Below are 18,852 nucleotides of genomic sequence, written 5' to 3'. Positions count from 1 at the left end.
GACTCCTCCTTACGAGTCGGGGGCGGCGACCCTGCCTCCAGCCTGCTCAAACATCCCTTTTGTCGTCAATGGTCTGGGCCAATTCTTTCTTCGGGACCCGCTCGAAGGCGGCCTTGCGGGCTGCTCGGCGCAGCGTCCGGAGCAGCACAGGCCCGGTCACCGCGACGAGAACGGCGGTGGTGACGGCCCGCATGAGGTCCCAGCCGAGCGACGTGGCGAGGGTGAACGCCGCGAGCCGCACCAGGTTCGTGGCGGGTGAGGAGTTCGGGTCGAAGCTGACCGACGTGCCCTCGCCGACCGCGAACGGCCAGAACGACAGGTTGAGCAGGAAGCCGTAGACGAGACTGCTCACGACGCCGTAGACGGCCAGCAACGCGATCTCGGCCTTGCCGCGCCACTGCGGGAGGAGCCCGGCGCCCAGCGCGACCCAGGCGGCGCCGAGCATCTGGTACGGCAGCCACGGTCCGACGCCGCCGGTGAGCAGGGCCGAGGCGAACAGCGTGGTGTTGCCCAGCACGAACCCGAACCCCGGCCCGAACACCCGGCCGCCGAGCACCATCAGGAAGAAGACCGTCTCGATGCCGGCGGTGCCCGGTCCGAGCGGCCGGATCGCGGCACCGAGCGCGGACAGCACGCCGAGCATCGCGATCGCCTTGGAGTCCATGCCCTTGTCGCTCAGTTCGGCGAGCACGACCGCGAGCACCAGCGGCAGCAGCAACGCGAACGTCCAGGGCGCGTCGCCGCCGTGCGCGATGTCGCTGGACGGCGTCACGACGAGCGGCCACGTGAACGCGGCCAGCCCGATCACGCCGGAGATGGTGAGCGCGACCGCCGAGCGCCTGCCGATCGTGATCACAGGGCGGCCTCGACGTCGGCGACCGTCAGCCACGGCCCGAGAATCTTGCTGACCTGCGGGGCGAAGATCGGCGACGACGTCACGACCTCGCGTGCCGGGCCGTCCGCGACGATCTCGCCCTCGGCCATCACGATCACGCGGGTGGCGTACTCGGCGACGAACTCGACGTCGTGCGTGGCCAGGACCGTGGTGGTGGGCAGGTTTTTCAGGACCGCGGCGAGTGCGGCCTTCGCCGGGTAGTCGAGGCCGCGGGTCGGTTCGTCGAGCAGCAGGACCTGCGGGGTGCCGGTCAGCATCACCGCGAGCACCAGTGCGAGCCGCTGGCCTTCGGACAGGTCGCGCGGGTGGGCTTCTGGTGGCACCCGGGCGAGGCTGTCGAGGAGGTCTCGGCACGTGCCGGCGGGCCGGCCGGTCTCGGTGTCGGCCTGGACGCACTCCTGCTCGACGGTTTCGAGGTAGAGCAGGTCGGACGGCTGTTGCGGCACCAGTGCCACGGTCTGGCGGCGTTCGGCGGGCTTCAGCGTCTTGGGGTCGATGTCGTTCACGGTCACCGTGCCGGATGTGCGTTTGCCGCTGCCCTGCACCGCCCAGAGCAGCGACGACTTGCCGGAACCGTTGCGGCCCATGAGCGCGATCCGTTCACCCTCCTTGATGTCGAGCCTCACTCCGCGCACGGCCTGGACATCTCCGTACCGGACAACGACATCGTCCGCTTCGAGGACCGGGCCGGTCTTCGTCGCGGGTTCGGGCCGGGGCTCGGGGAGCCGGGCGCGCAGGGGTGCGGCCCGGCGGCGGGCGTCGCGGACCGAGACCGGGATCGGCTCCCAGCCGGCGAGTTGCGCGAGCCTCACGACGGGTGGTGCGACCGGTGCAGCCTTGAGGATCTCGCCGACGTCGCCGATCCGTCCTTGCGGCAGCAGGAGGGCTCGGTCGGCGTACTGCGCGACGCGTTCGAGGCGGTGTTCGGCGATCACGACGGTCATGCCGAGGTCGTGCACAAGTCGTTGCACGGCAGCGAGAACGTCCTCGGCGGCGCCGGGGTCGAGTGCCGAGGTGGGTTCGTCGAGGACCAGGACCTTCGGGTGTGCGGTGAGGGCGGCACCGATCGCGACCCGCTGCTGCTGGCCGCCGCTCAGTGTCGCGAGTGGACGGTCTCGGAGCGTGGCGAGCCCGAGCAGGTCGAGGGTTTCCTCGACGCGTTTGCGCATGACGTCGTTCGTGAGCCCCAGTGACTCCATCGAGTACGCGAGCTCGTCCTCGACGTTGTCCGCGACGAAGCCCGCCATCGGGTCCTGGCCGACGAACCCGACGACGTCCGCCAGTTCGCGCGGCGGGTGCGTGGCGGTGTCGCGGCCGTCGACCAGCACACGTCCGGCCAGGGTGCCGCCGCTGAAGTGCGGCACGAGCCCGTTGACCGCGCGCAGGAAGGTCGACTTGCCGGAGCCGGTGCGGCCGACGACGAGGCACAGCTCGCCTTCGGGGATCTCCACGGAGACCTCCGCGAGCACGGGCCGCTCGGCGTAGGTGATGGTGACGTCCTCGAACCTGATCATGCTTCCCTCGCGAAGGCCAGAGGTGCCAGTGCCACCAGCACTCCCAGCGCCGGAACCAGCGGGAGTCCGGGTGCCTGCAGGGGAACCGTCGACGGCGACAGCGCCGGATCAGCCGAGAACACCAGCATCACCGCCCCCGCCACCCCGCTCAACGCCACCCCGATCGCCGTCGGCGTCCACCGGTCGGGCCGGTACCGCGTGCGCGGCACCCGGCGTGCCCCGACCCGCAGTCCCGCGATCGCCAGCACACCTCCGAGCACGAGCAACGGCCAGCCGGTGTACGCACCGGCGAGCAACCCGTACGTGCCGATGCAGAGCCCGAACAGCCCGGCCAGCACCAACGTCCCGGTGAGCACCCGGTCCTTGCGCGAGATGCCGGCCGTGCGCCCGTACCCGCGCGAGTCCATCGAGGCGGCCAGCACCAGCGACCGGTCGAGCGCGTCCTCCAGCACCGGCACCAGCATCGTGCGGATCGCCCGCGCTCCCCTGGCCGCATCGCCTCTCAGTTGCCTTGCCTTGCGCACCGATCGGGCGGACGCGACCAGTCGCGGCGCCACGGTCAGCGCCACGACGACCGCCACGCTCACCTCGTACAACGCGGCGGGCAACGACCGCAGCAGCCGCCGGGGGTTGGCAAGGGCGTTGGCGGCGCCGACACAGCTGAGGATCGTCGCGAGCAACAACCCCTGGTACAGCGCGAAGACCAGCCCCTCGGCGCTCACCGGCCCGCCGACGCGGATGCCCTGCGCCCAGTCGGGCAACGGGACCTGCGGCAGCGTGAACAGGACGGTCGGGCCGGTGACCCCGCCCAGGAACGCGTGCACGAGGACCCGCAGGCCGATGATCAGCAGGCCGAACTTGAGGAACACGCCGTAGGTGCCGGCCCACGGCGTGTTCGCCCGGCAGGTCACGACCACCACACCCGCCACGGCGAGAACGAGGCCCAGCAGCAACGGGTTGGTGGTGCGGCTGGCGGCGGTGGCGAGGCCCAGGGCCCACAGCCACCACGCGCCGGAGTGCAGCCTCACGCGTCTTCCGCGGCACGACGGCGTCGTGCCACCAACACCCCTGCCACCACGAGCGCGGCGATCACCAGCACGCCCAGCAGAGTCCACAACCAGCCGGAGCCCGACTTCTCCTCCACCTGCTGCGCCTTCTCCTCCACCGCCGGAGCCGACGTCTCCCCCGCCGTCGACGACACCGTCACCGACGAAGGCGGAACCGACTCCATCGACGAAGTCGCGGCAGCCGAGGACGACACCGGCGGAGCCGTCGTCGTGGTCACCGCAGGCCGTTGCTGTGCCGGAGGCTGCTGAACCGGCGGCGCGGAAGGAGGCGGCGGCGGTGGCTGTGCGGGGGCAGCGGGCGGTGCGATGCCGGGCTGTTCGCCGGCGCCGAACGCCCACCCCTCCACGGTTCCGCGCCCCGGCACGTACGTCGCCGCGCCCTGGTTGCTGTACGCCCACGCACCACCGGCCGGGGCGTGCCAGTACGACCAGTACGCGGTGGCGGGCGAGGCGTTGACGCACTTGTCCGCGTCCGTGCCCGGTTTTCCGTTGATGCGGCAGACAAAACCGGCCTGCCGTGAGGCGTAGGTGTAGCCGAAGCCCGCGGCGGTCAGGGCCGCGATGCCGGAGGCCGGGTTGCCGGGTGCGCAGCCCTGTTGGACGCCTCCGCCGAGGCCGCGGTAGTCGACGACGACGGTCACGCCGTCGCATCCCGCGGCCTGCGCCGGCACCGGTGCGAACGCGGCTACCAGTGCCAGCGCGAGGACGAGCCCTTTCACGGGGCGGTGCTCGGGGCGGTTCCAGGGCCGAACGCCCAGCCCTCGACGGTGCCCGGAGCCGGGTCGTAGCTGCCGGCGCCCGAGGTGCTGTAGGTCCAGGAGCCGCCGGGGGTGGCGTGCCAGTACGACCAGTACGCGCTGGTCGTGGGCATGGTGCACGGGTTCGGCAGCGCGTTGACCCGGCACACGAAACCGGGCTGGCGCGGCACGAACGAGTAGGTGAAGCCTGCGCCGGTGAGCGCGGTGAGGCCGGTGGCCGGGTCGCCCGCGGCGCAGCCGGTCTGGACGCCGCCGCCCAGCGCGGCGAAGTCCACGACGACCTTCACGCCCGCGCACGGGGCGGCGGAGGCGGGGGACGTGACGACGAACGAGCTCGCGACGAGGGCGAGGACAGCAAGCATGCGGCGCATCACGCACCACCCTTCCGAGGACGGGAGACGAGGAGCAGAACGGCACCGGCGAGCACCGCGAACGATCCGAACAGGCTCAGCGGCACGGCCTGGTCCGGTCCGGTGACGGCGAGCGGCGGATCGACCGGGGGCTCAGCAGGGCCACCGGGAGCCGGAACCGGAACCGTGGTGGTGGTGACCGGTGGCGCGGGCGTGCAGTCGATCGCGGGCACGCCGGGAACGGCCGATGACGCCGTCACGTCCGCAAGGCTCACCCGAGCGAGGCCGAGCATCGCCTGCGTGGTGGCGCGGATCGCCGGGTACGGCTCGAAACCCGCGCTGTCGTAGGCGACCGCACCGCGTCGCGCCTCCGGTCCGGCACAACCGACCTGCAACGACTTCAGGTACTCCACGGCCTTGTCCGCGGCCGGGACGAGACCACCGGCAAGAAGCGCGCCGACGGCGAGTCCGGTGCTGTTGGCGTTGGGCCCCGCTGTCGCGGAAGGGAAACCGCCGTCCGGCTTCTGCTGCGACGCGAGCCACGTCAGGGCCTGGGGCGACGCGGTCTTCTCGCCCACCGCCAGCAGTGCCTGCAGCACCATCGCCGTACCGTCCACATCGGACTTGCACGGGGCCTGCTCGAACGCGATCGGGAAACCGCCGTCCGGGCACTGGGTGGAGACCTGGTACGCCACCGCCTTGCCGGACGGCAGGGCGGCGCGCTTCAGCACGATGATCGCCAACGCCTGGGTGAACGCGTTGGTCTGGTCGAAGCCGGGACCGGTCGCGTCGCGGTAGCGCCCCGACTCCTCCTGCAACGGCGCGAGCCGCTCCAGCAGGTCGACGCCCGCGAACGCGTCCGGGTCGGTGCCGAGCGTCTGCGCGACCAGCGCGAGCTTCACCAGGCCGCCGACGTACGACTCGTCCCCTTCACCGATCAGGAAGTTCAGCTGCTCGGGCTGGGCGAGCCAGGCCGCGGCCTTCACCGCCGTCGACCTGCCGACACCCGCCGCCGCGAGCGCGTAGACGCCGTCCGCGGTCAGCCCGGCATCGACGAGGCCGGGGCCCTGGAGCAGGTGGTCACCGCCCTCGAACTGGCTGACCAGCCACGTCCCCGCGGACGGGGCGGCCTGCGCCGCCTGTGCCTGCGGTGTCACCACCAGCGCGGTGGCCACCAAGGCCACCAACGCGGATCTCCTGATCACTACGCCTCCCATGCCCGCGGTCCTCGACGGGTCGGTGGAGCTACCGCACGCCACGGGCAGTCGGACTATCACCGTTGCGGGTCAGTGCCGGAGTTCCACCGGCTTCCCCCGCGGCATGCGGATGCTGTTGTCAGTCATCGATCGTGCGGCAGGGATCAATTTGAGTCAAATGGCTGTGAGCTGGGCCATTCATGGGCAGAATCGGCGAATGGGGGATTTCGCGAAGCTGGTCACCGAAGCCGCGGCGGCGATCGAGGCGCTGATACCGGACGAACCGGCGGCGACGCTGGGCACGCACGCCGCGGGCCGCAGGCACGACCGGTACGCCGGTGGTTCCGCGGCGCAGCAGGCGTTGCGCGAGTTCTCGGCCCTCCGTGCGGAACGGCTGCTCGGCGCGCTGGAACTGGCCGTCGCCCGGCTGGACCTGGTCGCGCCGGCCGAGCTGATCTCCGCACTGGCACCACCGCCGCGCAACGCCGCGTTCGGCTTCATGTCGATGAGCGAGCGGAGCGCGATGGCGCTGCCGATGGCCGCGGTCGACGCCGCGCACCCAGGGGCGAGCGACCTGATCCTCGGGCACGTGCGCGCGTTGCTCCCGGACATCAGCGACACCGAAGGTGACGAGCAGGCCATCGCCGTGAAGCGCGGGGCCTCGCACCTCGCTGTCGCGGTGGTGGTGTCCAGGGCTGTCCTGAACGCGATCGGCACCCCGGCGGCGACCGATCCCGCGGCGGCCATCGGGATCGCGATCGGCACGTGCGCCGAGATCCTGCCCGGCCTGCCCATGCCTCCCGCGTACGAACGGGCGATGCGGGACAAGCGGCGGCGCGAGTTCCAGCCCACGTCCTGGCAGACGGAGGCGATGGTGTTCGGCCACCAGTTCGTCGTCGTGGAAGAGCCGAGCCTGACCGAGGCGGACTTCTCGGCGACCGGTCTCGTGGCGGCGATCGACACCGGGTTCGCGGTCCGCACGGGCGTCGAGGACGGCAAGGTCCCCGTGTCCGTGCAGGTCGTGCTGGACGAACCGCGCCTGCCCGACCTGGCGCAGTGGGACGAGGTCGCCGAGATCAGCTACACCGCGGTGGCCGGCGCCGCGCGGTTCGGGCACGGCAGCACCGCTCCGTGGCCGGGCGAGTTCCGGGTCCGCGTCTGCGCGACCGGACGAGACGAGGGCGAGGAGCGCTACGAGCTGACGCTGTGGCCCGCACCTGCGACGGATCCGTTGGTGCACAGGAAGACCGACCGGGTCGGGCACCTGCTGCGCGGCGAACCGGCACCGCTGCCGATCTCCCGTCCCGAACGGCCGTACCAGTGGCTGGAGGAGGACCTCGGGCCCGCGGCGACGGTCACGATCGTCACGAACGCCGGTGTCGCCGACGTGGTGGACGAGTTCGAGGAGGACTCGATCGCCGTCGCGATCGACGGCGGGGTGCTCGTCGTCGAGCTCAACAACTACCAGGGCAGCCGGGTCGCGGTCCTGCAACGCCTGTCCCGCAACGGGAAGGCGGCCAGCTACCACTGGAACGCCAACCGGGTGACGCGGCTGTCGTTCGCCCGCGACGGGCAGCTGACCGACGACGCCGACACCCGGAAGGCGTTGGAAGGACTCAACTTCTCGGATCTGCGGCACCTCGACGCCAAGGGGATCACGGCGGTGGTGAGGTTCACCGGCACCGTGATCCCCGAGACGGTCCGGGAACTGGTCAGTAGTTCGGCAGGCTGAGGCTGTTCACCACCTCGGCGAACTCCTCGGTGGGCGCACCACCGTTGGCCTGGTTCTTCAGCGCCATCTCCTGGTTCGCGACGACGTACGGCCGCAGGACCTCCTCGTAGCGCTGGAAAGCGGCCGACGGGTCCTTCGCGAGCTCACCGGCGAGCACGTACGCGCCGACCAACGCCATGCTGGTGCCCTGCCCGGACAACGGCGAACCGCAGTACCCGGCGTCACCCAGCAGCACGACGTTGCCGCGCGACCAGGAACCCATCCTGATCTGGCTCATCGAGTCGAAGTGGAAGTCCGGCGCCTCCCACATGTGCTTCAGCGCGGTCGGCCACACCCAGCCCGCGTCCGCGAACTTCTCGGCGAGCAACCGGCGCTGGGCGTCGACGTCGCGGTGGTCGAAGTCGACCTCGCCGTAGAAACCCATGTAGACACGGCATTCCGCGTTCGAGCGAGCGCTCATGATTCCGCCACCGACGACCTCGCCCTGCTGGAACGTCTGCCAGTGGTCGAGGCCGAGGAAGTTCGGCGCGGTGAAGACGGCGAGGTTCGTGCCGAGGTGGGTGATGAACTCCGACTCGGGCCCGAAGACGAGCTTGCGGACGTTGGAGTGCAGGCCGTCCGCGCCGACGATCACGTCGAAGTCGCGTGACGCCGCCTTCTCGAACGTGACGCGGGTGCCGTCGATCGAGGTGATCGTGTCGTCGAACAGGTGCTCGACGCCGTCCACCGCGTCGAACAGCATCCGGGCGAGGTCGTCGCGCAGCAGTTCGACGTCGGGGCTCGCCAGGTCGCCGCCGCTCAGGGTGTGAGTGGTCGAGCGGAACAGCTCGTTGCCGTCGGCGTCGACCACGTTCATGCCGCGCATGTCGGTGCTGAACGACCTCAACTCGTCGCCGAGGCCCATGCGCTCGACGACCTCCAGCGCCGGGCCGCGCACGTCGATGGCCTGCCCGCCGGGCCGCATGCCGCGGCACCGCTCCACCACCGTGACGCTGAAACCGTGGTGGCGCAACCAGTACGCGAGCGCGGGGCCGCCGATGCTGGCGCCGGAGATCAGAACGTTCATCGTGTTGCCCCCTGTGAGTCGGTGTCGCTCACAAGGTGCGGGTCACCGCTGACCGTCCACTGACCGCCGGCGGTCAGGCTTTGACAGCGACCCCCGCGAACGGGACCTCGTTGATCTCCGGGTTGGCCGCGAAGTCGCCCTCGCCGTCGGGCCGCCACGACGGGCAGCCGACCAGTCCGGGCTCCACCAGGTCGAACCCGCCGAAGAACGCCCGCACCTCGTCGTGCGTGCGCGGGAAGGCCTGGTTCGCCGAGCTCTTGACGTTGTAGGCCTGCACGGCCTCGTCCATCCCGGCGGGCTTGGCCTCGGCCGACGCGTGCGTCACCGCGAGGAAGCTGCCGGGCGCGAGCGCGTCGCGGTAGTGCCCGACGATCGCCGCCGGGTCCCACTCGTCCGGGACGAAGTGCAGCACCAGCAACATGAACAGGCCGACGGGCTGGTCGAAGTCGATGAGCTTGCGGACGGGCTCGGAGTTGAAGATCCCGTCCAGGTCGCGCAGGTCGGCCTCCACGACGCCGGTGTTGCCGTCGCCCGCGAGGATCAGCTCGCTGTGCGCGACCGCCACCGGGTCCCGGTCGACGTAGACGACCTTGCAGTCCGGCGCCTCCGCCCGCACGATCTCGTGCAGGTTGCCGACAGTCGGGATGCCGGAGCCGATGTCGAGGAACTGCCGCACGCCCTGCTCGACCATGTGCAGCGCGGCCCTGCGCAGGAACGACCTGTTCAGCCGTGCCGCGTCGCGAACGCCGGGCATGATCTGCAGGATCTTCTCGGCCAGCGCGCGGTCCGGGGCGAAGTTGTGGCCACCACCGAGCCAGTAGTCGTACACCCGAGCCGGCGACGGGACCGTCGTGTCCACACCAGGGGGAACCCAACCGAGGTCGCTGCTCACCGGCTGAGCGTATCCGTGTGCGGCGGACCGGTCGAACAGTTGAGCATCCGATCGTGTGCATCTGCTCGCCACCACTGGACGGATGGCCCTAGTTTGTTCGGGGTCGCACGAGAGGGTGATGTGATGCCGAGCGTCACGACGGTGCCGGGCCGCTGGCCCCTCATCGGGCATTCCATCACCCTGCTCAGGTCCCCGGTCGAGTTCCTGGCCTCGTTGCCCGCCAGCGGTGACGTCGTCAGGGTCTTCCTCGGTCCCCTGCCGGTGTACCTGGTCACGACCCCGGAGCTGGCGCAGCAGCTGCTCACGTCGGACAAGTTCGACAAGGGCATCGTGTTCGACAAGATGCGGCCGTTGTTCGGCAACGGGCTCGCGACGTCGAACGGCGCGTTCAACCAGCGGCAGCGCCGGATGGTGCTGCCCGCGTTCAGCCGCGCGAGGGTCGCGACCTACGCGGAGAACGTGATCACGACGCTTGCGACCGAACTGCGCGACTCGTGGCACGACGGTCAGCGCCTCGAGTTCGACGCGTTGATGCAGGACTTCGTGATGACGGTCGCCGGGCGCACGTTGTTCTCCGCCGAGCTCGGGCAGGAGGTGCTGGCCGAGATCAGGCGGTCCATCCCGATCATGCTCAAGCACGTGCTGGTGCGCGCCTTCTCCCCGTCGTTCGTGGAAAAGCTGCCGCTCAGGGCGAACCGCGAGTTCGACGCGGCCGCGGCCCGGTTGCGCGAGGCGATCCCCGCGGTCGTCGTGGGGGCGCGCAAGCAGGGCGCGGACCACGGTGACCTGCTGTCGGCACTGCTCGCCGCGCGCGACGGCGACACCGGTGAGGCCATGACCGACGAGCAGGTCCACGACGAGGTCGTCACGATCCTCACCACCGGCGCGGAGACGACTGCGGTGGCGCTGGCCTGGTTCTTCCACGAGGTCGGCACGCGACCCGCGGTGCGGCGGCGGTTCCACGCGGAGGTCGACGCCGTGCTGGGCGGGCGTCCGGCGACGTTCGCGGACGTGGCGAAGCTCGAGCACACGGGACGGATCATCAACGAGGTGCTCCGCCGCACCCCGCCGATCATCCTGATGCGTCGCGCCCGTGAGGACGTCGAGATCGGCGGAGTGCTGGTGCGCAAGGGTTCCGAGATCGCCGTCTCGCAGCACACCCTGCACCGCGATCCCCGGTGGTTCCCGGACCCCGACGGGTTCGACCCGGACCGGTGGGAGCCTTCGAGAGCCGCCTCGCTGCCCAAGGGCGCGTTCATCCCGTTCGGTGGTGGCGCCCGGTTCTGCCCAGGACACTTCCTCGCCCACACGGAGATCGCGATCGCCGCCGCGACGATCGCGACCAGGTGGGACCTCGTCCCCGTTGCGGGACAACGCGTCTACGCCCAGGTGAAGGCGACCATGCAGCCGAACCGGCTGCCCATGACCGCCGTGAGTAGAAAGCCTTCAGCGTGAAACTGCTCCCCGTTCTCGCCGCTGTGCTGGCATTGACGTCACTGACGCCCGCCGCGCAGGCCTCCGGTGCCGACTGTTCGCTCACCACGCTCCCGGTGTCCGGGCCCGGCGGCACGGCGACGATCTCCGGTCAGCTCTGCACACCGGCGGGCGCGAACCCGGACTCGATCCAGCTGCTGGTGCACGGTGGCACGTACAACCGCGCGTACTGGGACCTGCCGGGCGTGCCGGAGTCCTATTCGTACCAGCGGAACATGGCCCGCGAGGGCCGCTCGACGTTCGCCGTCGACCGGCTCGGCACGGGCGCCTCGTCGCACCCGCTCAGCCTGCCGTTGCTGATCTCCCTTGAAGCGCGGTCGATGCACGAGGTCGTGCAGCACCTGCGCGCCGGACGTGTCGGCGGCACGGCGTACCGCAAGGTCGTCATCGTCGGGCACTCCGTGGGCTCGGGCATCGTGGCGATGGAGGCGGCGACCTACCACGACGTCGACGGCGTGGTCCTGTCCGGCATGACGCACATGCCCGCGGTGCCGGCGCTCGCACTCGGTGCGGCGCTGAGACTCCAGCCGGTGTTCCTCGACAACGCGCTCGCCAGGCTCAGCAGCGACCCGCTGTACTTCACGACGCGGCCGGGTGCGCGGTCCGGGCTCTTCTACGCGATGAACAACGCCGAGCAGCTCGTCGTGAACGCGGACGAGGCCACGAAGGACCAGGTCTCCGTGCCGGGCATGGGAACCGTGGCCGTGTTCGGCATCGTGCTGCCCACGACGTACGGCATCGACGTGCCGGTGTTCCAGGCGGTCGGCAGCGACGACGTGCTGTTCTGCGGCCTGCTGGCGTTGCGCGACTGCTCGAACGCCGCGAGCCTGCGCGCCCAGGAGGCCCCGTACTACCGGCCGGAGGCGCGGCTGCAGACGTACGTGCTGCCGGGCGCGGGCCACTCCCTCGGTCTGCACCGCAACGCGGAGGACTACCGGGACGCGACCCGCGCCTGGCTGAGCTCTAGGTTCGGGATGTGAGCCGGGCCGCCGACGTGCCCAGCCCGGACGGCCCCCGGTGGAACGCTCCCTCGACCAGGTGGGCGTTGACCGGGGTGGTGATCTCGCCGACGCCGTAGCGACTGGTTTCCTTGTGCCAGTTGACGATTCCGACGATCCAGTCCTTCAGCTCGTCGGCGTACCGGGTCAGTGACGCCCGCGCGGCGTCGTCGAGCGACAGGTCCTCGCAGAGCTTCGGCATGTCGGTGTCGACGGACCTGGTGAACTGCGCGAGCCGGGCGTCCATGAGCTTGTAGGTGATCTCGAACGCGCGGGACTGGGACACCCCGAGGAAGTTCTCGACCACCCGGACCATGTTGTGCACCTCGCCCTCGTACTGGATTTCTTTCAGGTACGAGGTGACGTCGTTGAGCATGCAGCAGTAATCCATGGCCGATCGCTCCATGGCCTGGATGACCCGCGTCCCCCAGATCTCCGGCGGGACCGTCGTCGAATGGGAAAAGCGGCTCAGCGAGGTCGTCAGCTCGGAACCGAACGTGGAGCGCCGCATTTCCAGGTAGTCGACCGGATCCGGAATGCGGTTCTGCTGGATGTTGACCACCTCCCACACCCACGCGTCGAGCATCGCGTCGAGGGTCTCGCGGAAAGTGGCCCGGAACTGCGCCGACATCGGTGCCGCGGTCTTGAGCCACAGGTCCGCCAGCGCGCGCTCGGTGGCGTTCACCGGGACGACCTGCGGGACGAGGTCGAGCGGCATGCACTGCTTGAGCCGGATGGTCTGCGCCTTCAGCCCGGCGAGGTCACGCAGCCGCCCGAAGACCCACGGGTAGACGTCGTCGGCATAGGTTCCCCAGGTCAGCCACGCCGCCGAGAGGAACAGCTCGGCCGGCGTCGCGTCCGGGTCGAGCCCCGAGGAGCACAGCGGCAGGTCGAACCCGCGGTGTTTGGCCTCGTCCCAGATGCCCTCGCCGTGGATGCCCATCTCCCGGCCCCAGGCGATCACCTCCTCGCGGGCCTGGTCGAGGTGCGGCGACAGCGTCAGCGGGAACGGGAAGTGGAACGGCACCTCGTACGGCTCGACGACCTTCGGCACGTTGCTGAACTGCCGGAGCCGCTGCGGCAACGTCTTGGCGTACGAACCGAGGACGCCGAGCTGCGGCTTCGGGTCCTTGTTCATGTACCGCGACGACCGCAGGTGCCACTCGTGGCCGCCCGCCTGCCAGTCCTGCAGGCCCTTCACGTAGCCCAGGACGGCCGCGCGCCCGATCGGGTCGATGGCGTGCTCGTCCAGCAGGATCGGCACCTCGGTGAGCGCCGTGTGCTCGAACTGGTGCAGCCGCGAGGTCAGCAGGTCGTTGACGGCCTCTGCGGCCTGCTGGGTCGGGAGGTCGAGGAACTTCTCGAACACCAGCACGCCGTTGGAGAGCTCGCCCTCGTCGAGCACCTCGCGTTCGTAGGAGAACAGGTCGTTGCGCAGGTGCACGGCGTCGCTGAACGTGTCCCGCAGGACCCCGATGGGCCTGCTGAGGGCGATGCTCGCCGGCACTTCGAGGCCGACCGCGTGCTCGACCAGGTTCGCGCTCCACGGCGCGCCACCGACCTTGCGGCGCATCTCGACGTACTCGATCGGGTTGGACAGCCGGTTCGAGCTGATGTTGTGCAGCTCCCACATCGACTCGTCCAGCAGGTGCTTCGTGTTCGCGGCGAACCGCTCGCGCCAGTCTCGTGAGTGGGTGGGGACGGTGCGGCGCCAGAGGTCGGCGAGGCCCTTCTCCACCGGGTTGGCCGGCGTGGCGGTGATGACGCCGTTGACCGGCATGAACAGCGGCAGCCGGTCGAGGTACGCCTGCGCGCCCTTGACGTCCGGGTTGCGCTTGTAGAGCTCGACGAAGTGGTCGTCGAAGTAGAAGACCCACACGTACCAGTCGGTGATGAGGTCGAGGGCCTCACCGTCGCAGTCGGGGTGGGTGTACGCGCAGAGCAACGCGTAGTCGTGCGCCTCCAGGTCGTCGGCGGTCCAGATCACGGTGCCGTGCTGCGGCACGTCGACCATGTCCATCTCGTGCGCCCAGGCACGCGTGTGGACGCGGGCGCGTTCGAGGTTCGGGTTCAGCCGGGCCGGGTGGGGCGTGTAGAACTCCGGCAGCTGGAACGGCTGCATGGGCGTTGGACCTCCGCGCGTTGGACGTGTCGCGATGAACGCAACCAGCCCGGCGCGCGGGAACGCCAGATGGTGAAACCTTGATCCACACGTGCGTGGAATGGTGTCGCCCGTTCAGCCCAACCCGGCGTTGATGGCAGATACTCAGCGCACCAGCGACTGGGCGCTCAGTTTCACCGCGAACGGGAACTGCAGCTCGATGATCTCCTCGCCGTCGGAACGCGCCTGTTCGACGTAGACGCCGTTCTCGAGGTGCAGGCACCGCAGCCACGGACTGTCGTAGTCGATCATCCAGTAGTTCTCGCAGCCGACTTCCTGGAACTTCGCGCGCTTGAGCTCGAGGTCCACGTGCCGCGTCCGGGGCGACAGGACCTCGACCGCCAGCACCGGCGGCCCGATGAGCGCCTGCTTCGAGAACTGCTCGCGCCGGCCGACCACCAGGTCCGGGATGAAGACCGTGTCGTCGGCGAGCACCACGTCGACCGGGGCCGGGAGGACCTCCAGCTCCGGTGGGCAGACAGCCGTGAGCGCCACCAGCAGCCGGGCGACGACGCGCTGGTGCACGGGGCGGGGTGAGGGGCTCATGACCAGCACCCCGTCGACGAGTTCGAAACGGTGCCCGTCATCAGGCATCGCCTCCAGGTCCGCCCACGTCAGCGGTCTGCCGTGGGGAAACGTCGGGACACCACCCATGGTGCGTTCCACCCCCGTGTCGAGGCCACTGTCCGCCGGACGGGTCCCGGCGATGCCATTAGACAAGACTGGTCCGATTCTCACGACACGCAAGCCCCTTTTGGCCGACCCGCACCACTGCACGCACACGTCTTCGTCACTCACCATCCCGCAGGGTGAGCGATCACTGGTCCTGCCGTGGAGGGCACCACCCGGACGGAGCAGCGAGATGGTTTCAATCGAACAAGTGGCTAATTTATGATCAATTTTCGGGCGATTTTTGATAACGCGCCGCGCCCCGCCAATTGCTCGCGAATGCGACCCTAACGGAATCTTACGAGCGCGCCAAGCACTCTGTTGGAGCAATACCTCACGAGTACCTCACACTCCGATGATCAAAACACTTCCCGCTCGATTCCGGGTAATCCGTGTGATCGCGGTGGGGACGGTGTGGGGACGGGCTTCTCCACCCTCGGTGGCATCACCACCGAGGGGAGCTAGGGATGCGCAGGACCGGGGACAGGGTGCGGCAGTGGGTGGCCTTCGCCGTGCTGGCGGCGGCCGTGATCACGGTGGCGGTGCTGGCGCTTTCGCTCTAGCGAGGATCTCGCGGGCGAAGGCGACGGCTCGCGGCAGGGGCGTGCGCTCGGCGGCGGCCACCGCCTTCTCCGCGAGCAGGACGGCGGCTCCGCGGTCGCCCAGCGCGAGGTGCACGGCCGAGAGCTGCCCGAGCACGCGGTCCTCGCTCCACCAGCTGCGCCGCTCCACGATCGGCAGGCACCGCCGCAGGTGGCCGAGCGCTTCGGCCGACCTGCCCGCCAGCTGGGCGTCGAGCGACAGGGCCACGAGCAACGCCATCTGTCCGATGTGGTCCCTGACGTCCTCCATGGACGCCAGCACCGCCTGGTCGTCCGGCAGGTTCGTGTACGCCCGGCACAACCGGGCGGCTTCCTGCGCCAGCTCGCGCGCGGCGCTGTGGTGGCCCATCTCGTAACGCCAGTAGGCGTAGTCGGCCAGGGCGAGCGCTTCGCCGCGCCGGTCAGCCGACTCGCGGTAGGCGACCAGCGACCGGTCCGCGTGCGCCAGGCACTCCTCGTCAGCGAACGCGTCGAAGTGCACGTGGGCGATGTTGTGCAGCGTCAGCGCGGCGGACCGGACATCGCCGTGCTCGTCCATCAACGCGACGGCCTCGCCCATGTACGCCAAGGCTTCCTCGGTCTGACCGAGCTGGGCGTGGTTGATGCCGATGTTGTGCAGCGCGGCCGCGACCCCGGTGGGCGCGTTCGCCTGGCGCATCAGCACGACGCCACGTTCGAAGTACTCCAACGACCTGTCGAAGTCGTGCCGTCCGCGCGCGATCATGCCGAGCAGGCCCATCACGGACGCCTCACCACGAAGGTCGCCGATCTGCCGCATGAGTTCGAGCGCCTCGCGCAGGTCCTTCTCCGCCTTCGGGTCGTCGTCCTCCATGTACGCCGAACCCAGGCCCCGCAACGCTTCCGCACGAGCCTTCAGATCCCCGAGGTGACGGGCGGCCCCGAGAGCGACGTTGAGCACCTCGACCCGTTCCTTGCCGGATCCGCGCAGCAGCAGGTAGTGGGCGAACTGGTGCGGCAGCTGCCACGCGTGGTGGTAGAACCCCTCGTACGCGGCCAGGTAGACGGCGGCCCTGAGGTTCAGCCGCTCGGCCTCCTGCCACGCCAGCGCGTCGAACGGGGTGGAGAACACCGGCGGGTCGACCAGCTCGTGGATGACGGCGGAGTGGAGCTCCGGACGACCGGGGGCGATCCTCCGTGCGGAGTCCTCCGCACCGCGCAGGTAGTGGTCGAGAACGCGGGCGATCGCCTCGCGCCTCTCGTCCGGCTCGACCAGCGCCTTCGCGTGGTCCGCCAGCAGGTCGTGGAAGCGGTAGCGGCTGTTCTCCTTCTGCTGCACCAGATGTGCGTCCAGGAGTTCGTCCAGCAGTCGTTCGGCCTCCGCACGGGTGGTGCCGATCACCGCCGCCGCCAGGTAAGCGTCCCAGTCCTCCCCCGTGTGCAGGCCCAGCCTCCGGAACAACCGTTGCTGGTCGGGCGTGAGTTGCTGGTACGACAAGGCGAACGCGCCCGCGACACTGCGTTCGCCGGCGGTCAGCTCCGTCAGGCGCTGGTCGGTGAGACGGCGGACCAGGTCCTTCGCGGACCACGCCGGACGGGTGCGCCAGCGGGCACCGACGATCCGCACGGCCAGCGGGAGGTACCCGCAGAGCCGCACGACCTCCCGGCAGTCCTCGTCGTTCCTGCGGGCGATGCTCGTGAGCAGGTTCAGCGAGTCCTCTTCGGACAGCACGTCCAGCGAGATCGTGTGCGCCGCGTCCAGGTCCACGAGCCGGCGCCTGCTGGTGACGAGCACGAGACCGGTGCCGGGCAGCAGCGGGCGGACCTGGGCGGCGCTGCCCGCGTTGTCGAGCACCACGAGTGCCTGGCGGTGCGCCATCTCCGCGCGCCAGCGGGCCGCACGAGCGTCCAGGCCGTCCGGGATGTCCTGTGCCGGCACGCCCAACGCGGTCAGCAGCGCCAGCAGGGCGTCGGACGGCGTGCGCGGCTCGACACCCGCGGTGTAGGAGTGCAGGTCCACGAACAGTTGTGCGTCGGGAAATCTGGAGGCCAGGCGGTGGGCGGCGCGGACGGCGATCGTGGTCTTGCCGATGCCCGCCATGCCGTCGATGGCGGTGATCGCGACGCACCCGGACGGCACGGCGGCGAGGATCTCGTCCAGGTCGGAGGCTCGGCCCGCGAAGTCGGCGATGTCGCCGGGCAGGTCGTTGCGGGCGCGCGGGCTGTTGTCGGCCGTGAGCACCTGCTGGTGCGCCTTCTGCAGGTCCTTGCCCGGGTCGAGGCCCAGCTCGCCCGCGAGTCTGCCGCGGATGTCGTCGTAGGTTTGCAACGCCTCGGTCTGCCGGTCGCAGCGGTGCAGCGCCACGATCAGCTGCGCCCACAACCGTTCCCTGGTCGGGTGCTGACGGGTGAGCGAGCGCAGTTCGGGCACCAGCCGCTCGTGCGAGCCGGCCCGCAGGTCGGCCTCGATCCTCGCTTCCAGCGTCGCGAGGTACTTCTCGGTCAACGCGGGCACGTGGTCGCGTTCGAGCGCGTCGCTGCCGATGTCCGCGAACGGGCGGCCGCGCCAGAGCGCCAGCGCCTCCCGCGGCTCCAGCCGGCCGAACCGGTGGACGTCGACCTCGTCGGGCGCCACGTCCAGCAGGTACCCGCCCGGCTTGGTCAGCACGAGCCCCGGCAGCACCTCGCGCAGGCGGCCCACCGTGGTCTGCAGGGCGTTGCGCGAACCGCCGGTCAGCTCGACCAGTTCGTCGACCCCGACCACCTGGCCGGGACGCAACAGCAACGCGGCGAGCACCACCCGCCGCTTGCCGGGTGGGACGTGGACGTGGCGCCCGTCGAGCACCACGTCCAACGGCCCGAGCAGGCCGAACGACCTCACTGCCACTGACCCCAGTGCACGACCTCGTCGAACGCCTTGCGCTTGCGGCGCTGCGGCGAGGCACCCTCGGAGACGCCCTCCTCCGCCGAGTGCCCGATCGCGATCATGCCGATCGGCACGTACGTGTCCGGCACGCCGAACGCCGCGCGCAACTCTGGCCACGTCTCCTTGTCCGTGCCGAAGAACACCGCGCCGAGACCCTCGTCCACGGCCGTCTGCAGGATCAGCAGCGCCGCCATGCCGGTGTCGATGTCCCAGTACGGCACGGGCCAGCGTTCCTCGGTCAGGCCGGCCCAGGCCTTGTCAGGCTCCGCGTACCGGTCGAGGTAGACCTTCTTGGACGAGAACGGGATGACGACGACCGGCGCCGTCTTGGGTTCTTCCCCGGACCACCACTCGAACATCTGCCTGAGCCGTTCGAGCTGCTCGCCCTGCAGCACGAGAAAGCCCTGGCCCTGGGAGAACCCGGCCGACGGACCGCGCACGGCGTTGCGCATGATCCGCTGGAGGCTCTCGTCGCTGACCGGCTCGTCGGTGAACTTGCGCACCATCCGCCTGCGGCGGACCACGTCCTGGAACTCCACCCCGTACCTCCCCAGATAGGTCGTTCGACCGTAGC

At 70.2% G+C, this 18,852-nt stretch carries 15 protein-coding genes and 1 riboswitch; of the genes, 3 read left to right on the top strand and 12 right to left on the bottom strand.

Annotated elements, in window-relative coordinates:
* Window positions 1-46: 46 nt before the first annotated feature.
* The 6 genes from IEY88_RS33055 to IEY88_RS33035 are packed head-to-tail and all read right to left on the bottom strand — an operon-like array spanning window position 47 to window position 5,801.
* Entirely contained in the window at window positions 47-856 is an 810-nt protein-coding gene (locus IEY88_RS33055; RefSeq protein ID WP_229693998.1) for an ECF transporter S component, read from the bottom strand.
* The gene (locus IEY88_RS33050; RefSeq protein ID WP_189158834.1) at window positions 853-2,409 is read right to left on the bottom strand and encodes an ABC transporter ATP-binding protein; all 1,557 of its coding nucleotides are present in this window, start codon (window positions 2,407-2,409) and stop codon (window positions 853-855) included. The genes IEY88_RS33055 and IEY88_RS33050 overlap by 4 nt, the downstream gene beginning before the upstream one ends.
* Entirely contained in the window at window positions 2,406-3,437 is a 1,032-nt protein-coding gene (locus tag IEY88_RS44560) for a CbiQ family ECF transporter T component (RefSeq protein WP_229693997.1), read from the bottom strand. The genes IEY88_RS33050 and IEY88_RS44560 overlap by 4 nt, the downstream gene beginning before the upstream one ends.
* A complete protein-coding gene (locus IEY88_RS44555; RefSeq protein ID WP_229693996.1) occupies window positions 3,434-4,195 on the bottom strand; it encodes a hypothetical protein in 762 nt (253 codons plus the stop codon). Before IEY88_RS44555 ends, IEY88_RS44560 begins: the two co-directional genes overlap by 4 nt.
* Window positions 4,192-4,605, bottom strand: a complete 414-nt coding sequence (locus tag IEY88_RS33040) for an SCO2322-related protein (protein ID WP_189158832.1) — start codon at window positions 4,603-4,605, stop codon at window positions 4,192-4,194. Before IEY88_RS33040 ends, IEY88_RS44555 begins: the two co-directional genes overlap by 4 nt.
* Window positions 4,605-5,801 (bottom strand): prenyltransferase/squalene oxidase repeat-containing protein, encoded by a 1,197-nt coding sequence (locus tag IEY88_RS33035; RefSeq protein ID WP_189158831.1) that lies wholly within the window; start codon window positions 5,799-5,801, stop codon window positions 4,605-4,607. Before IEY88_RS33035 ends, IEY88_RS33040 begins: the two co-directional genes overlap by 1 nt.
* A gap of 34 nt (window positions 5,802-5,835) precedes the next feature.
* Window positions 5,836-5,907, bottom strand: a riboswitch (adenosylcobalamin-variant (AdoCbl-variant) riboswitch).
* Between the two features lie 90 nt (window positions 5,908-5,997).
* Here IEY88_RS33035 and IEY88_RS33030 point away from each other — a divergent pair.
* Window positions 5,998-7,512 carry a DUF6461 domain-containing protein gene (locus IEY88_RS33030; RefSeq protein WP_189158830.1) on the top strand — a complete coding sequence of 505 codons (1,515 nt, stop codon included), beginning with the start codon at window positions 5,998-6,000 and terminating at the stop codon, window positions 7,510-7,512.
* Here the strand turns inward: IEY88_RS33030 and IEY88_RS33025 are convergent.
* Window positions 7,493-8,578, bottom strand: coding sequence for an FAD-dependent monooxygenase (locus tag IEY88_RS33025; RefSeq protein ID WP_189158829.1), 1,086 nt, complete (start codon window positions 8,576-8,578; stop codon window positions 7,493-7,495). The genes IEY88_RS33030 and IEY88_RS33025 overlap by 20 nt on opposite strands.
* Window positions 8,579-8,651: 73 nt before the next feature.
* Complete coding sequence (locus IEY88_RS33020; RefSeq protein WP_189158828.1) at window positions 8,652-9,470, bottom strand: SAM-dependent methyltransferase; 819 nt, start codon at window positions 9,468-9,470, stop codon at window positions 8,652-8,654.
* 123 nt (window positions 9,471-9,593) lie between these two features.
* Here IEY88_RS33020 and IEY88_RS33015 point away from each other — a divergent pair, with 123 nt between their 5' ends.
* Window positions 9,594-10,925 carry a cytochrome P450 gene (locus IEY88_RS33015; protein ID WP_189158827.1) on the top strand — a complete coding sequence of 444 codons (1,332 nt, stop codon included), beginning with the start codon at window positions 9,594-9,596 and terminating at the stop codon, window positions 10,923-10,925.
* Window positions 10,922-11,944 (top strand): alpha/beta hydrolase, encoded by a 1,023-nt coding sequence (locus IEY88_RS33010; protein ID WP_189158826.1) that lies wholly within the window; start codon window positions 10,922-10,924, stop codon window positions 11,942-11,944. Before IEY88_RS33015 ends, IEY88_RS33010 begins: the two co-directional genes overlap by 4 nt.
* Here the strand turns inward: IEY88_RS33010 and IEY88_RS33005 are convergent.
* The 4 genes from IEY88_RS33005 to IEY88_RS32990 all read right to left on the bottom strand — a co-directional run bounded on the left by IEY88_RS33005 (window position 11,928) and on the right by IEY88_RS32990 (window position 18,817).
* Window positions 11,928-14,084 (bottom strand): terpene synthase family protein, encoded by a 2,157-nt coding sequence (locus IEY88_RS33005; protein ID WP_189158825.1) that lies wholly within the window; start codon window positions 14,082-14,084, stop codon window positions 11,928-11,930. The genes IEY88_RS33010 and IEY88_RS33005 overlap by 17 nt on opposite strands.
* 144 nt (window positions 14,085-14,228) lie before the next feature.
* Window positions 14,229-14,777, bottom strand: a complete 549-nt coding sequence (locus tag IEY88_RS33000) for a Uma2 family endonuclease (RefSeq protein WP_093599297.1) — start codon at window positions 14,775-14,777, stop codon at window positions 14,229-14,231.
* Window positions 14,778-15,323: 546 nt separating this feature from the next.
* The gene (locus IEY88_RS32995; RefSeq protein ID WP_189158824.1) at window positions 15,324-18,239 is read right to left on the bottom strand and encodes an AfsR/SARP family transcriptional regulator; all 2,916 of its coding nucleotides are present in this window, start codon (window positions 18,237-18,239) and stop codon (window positions 15,324-15,326) included.
* On the bottom strand, window positions 18,230-18,817 hold the full coding sequence (locus IEY88_RS32990; RefSeq protein WP_189158823.1) for a nitroreductase family protein: 588 nt from the start codon (window positions 18,815-18,817) through the stop codon (window positions 18,230-18,232). Before IEY88_RS32990 ends, IEY88_RS32995 begins: the two co-directional genes overlap by 10 nt.
* Window positions 18,818-18,852 lie beyond the last annotated feature (35 nt).

Origin of the sequence: Lentzea pudingi, assembly GCF_014646255.1 — a bacterium.
GTDB classification, from domain to species: Bacteria; Actinomycetota; Actinomycetes; order Mycobacteriales; family Pseudonocardiaceae; genus Lentzea; species Lentzea pudingi.
The sequence above is the reverse complement of the archived record's forward strand: the minus strand, read 5'-3'. Positions and strand labels throughout refer to the sequence as shown.

What these genes read in the sequence shown, in the direction of transcription:
- IEY88_RS33050 (WP_189158834.1), bottom strand. Translation starts at nt 2,409, where the DNA reads ATGATCAGGTTCGAGGACGTCACCATCACCTACGCCGAGCGGCCCGTG.
- IEY88_RS33040 (WP_189158832.1), bottom strand. Translation starts at nt 4,605, where the DNA reads ATGCGCCGCATGCTTGCTGTCCTCGCCCTCGTCGCGAGCTCGTTCGTC.
- IEY88_RS33035 (WP_189158831.1), bottom strand. Translation starts at nt 5,801, where the DNA reads ATGGGAGGCGTAGTGATCAGGAGATCCGCGTTGGTGGCCTTGGTGGCC.
- IEY88_RS33030 (WP_189158830.1), top strand. Translation starts at nt 5,998, where the DNA reads ATGGGGGATTTCGCGAAGCTGGTCACCGAAGCCGCGGCGGCGATCGAG.
- IEY88_RS33025 (WP_189158829.1), bottom strand. Translation starts at nt 8,578, where the DNA reads ATGAACGTTCTGATCTCCGGCGCCAGCATCGGCGGCCCCGCGCTCGCG.
- IEY88_RS33015 (WP_189158827.1), top strand. Translation starts at nt 9,594, where the DNA reads ATGCCGAGCGTCACGACGGTGCCGGGCCGCTGGCCCCTCATCGGGCAT.
- IEY88_RS33005 (WP_189158825.1), bottom strand. Translation starts at nt 14,084, where the DNA reads ATGCAGCCGTTCCAGCTGCCGGAGTTCTACACGCCCCACCCGGCCCGG.
- IEY88_RS33000 (WP_093599297.1), bottom strand. Translation starts at nt 14,777, where the DNA reads ATGGGTGGTGTCCCGACGTTTCCCCACGGCAGACCGCTGACGTGGGCG.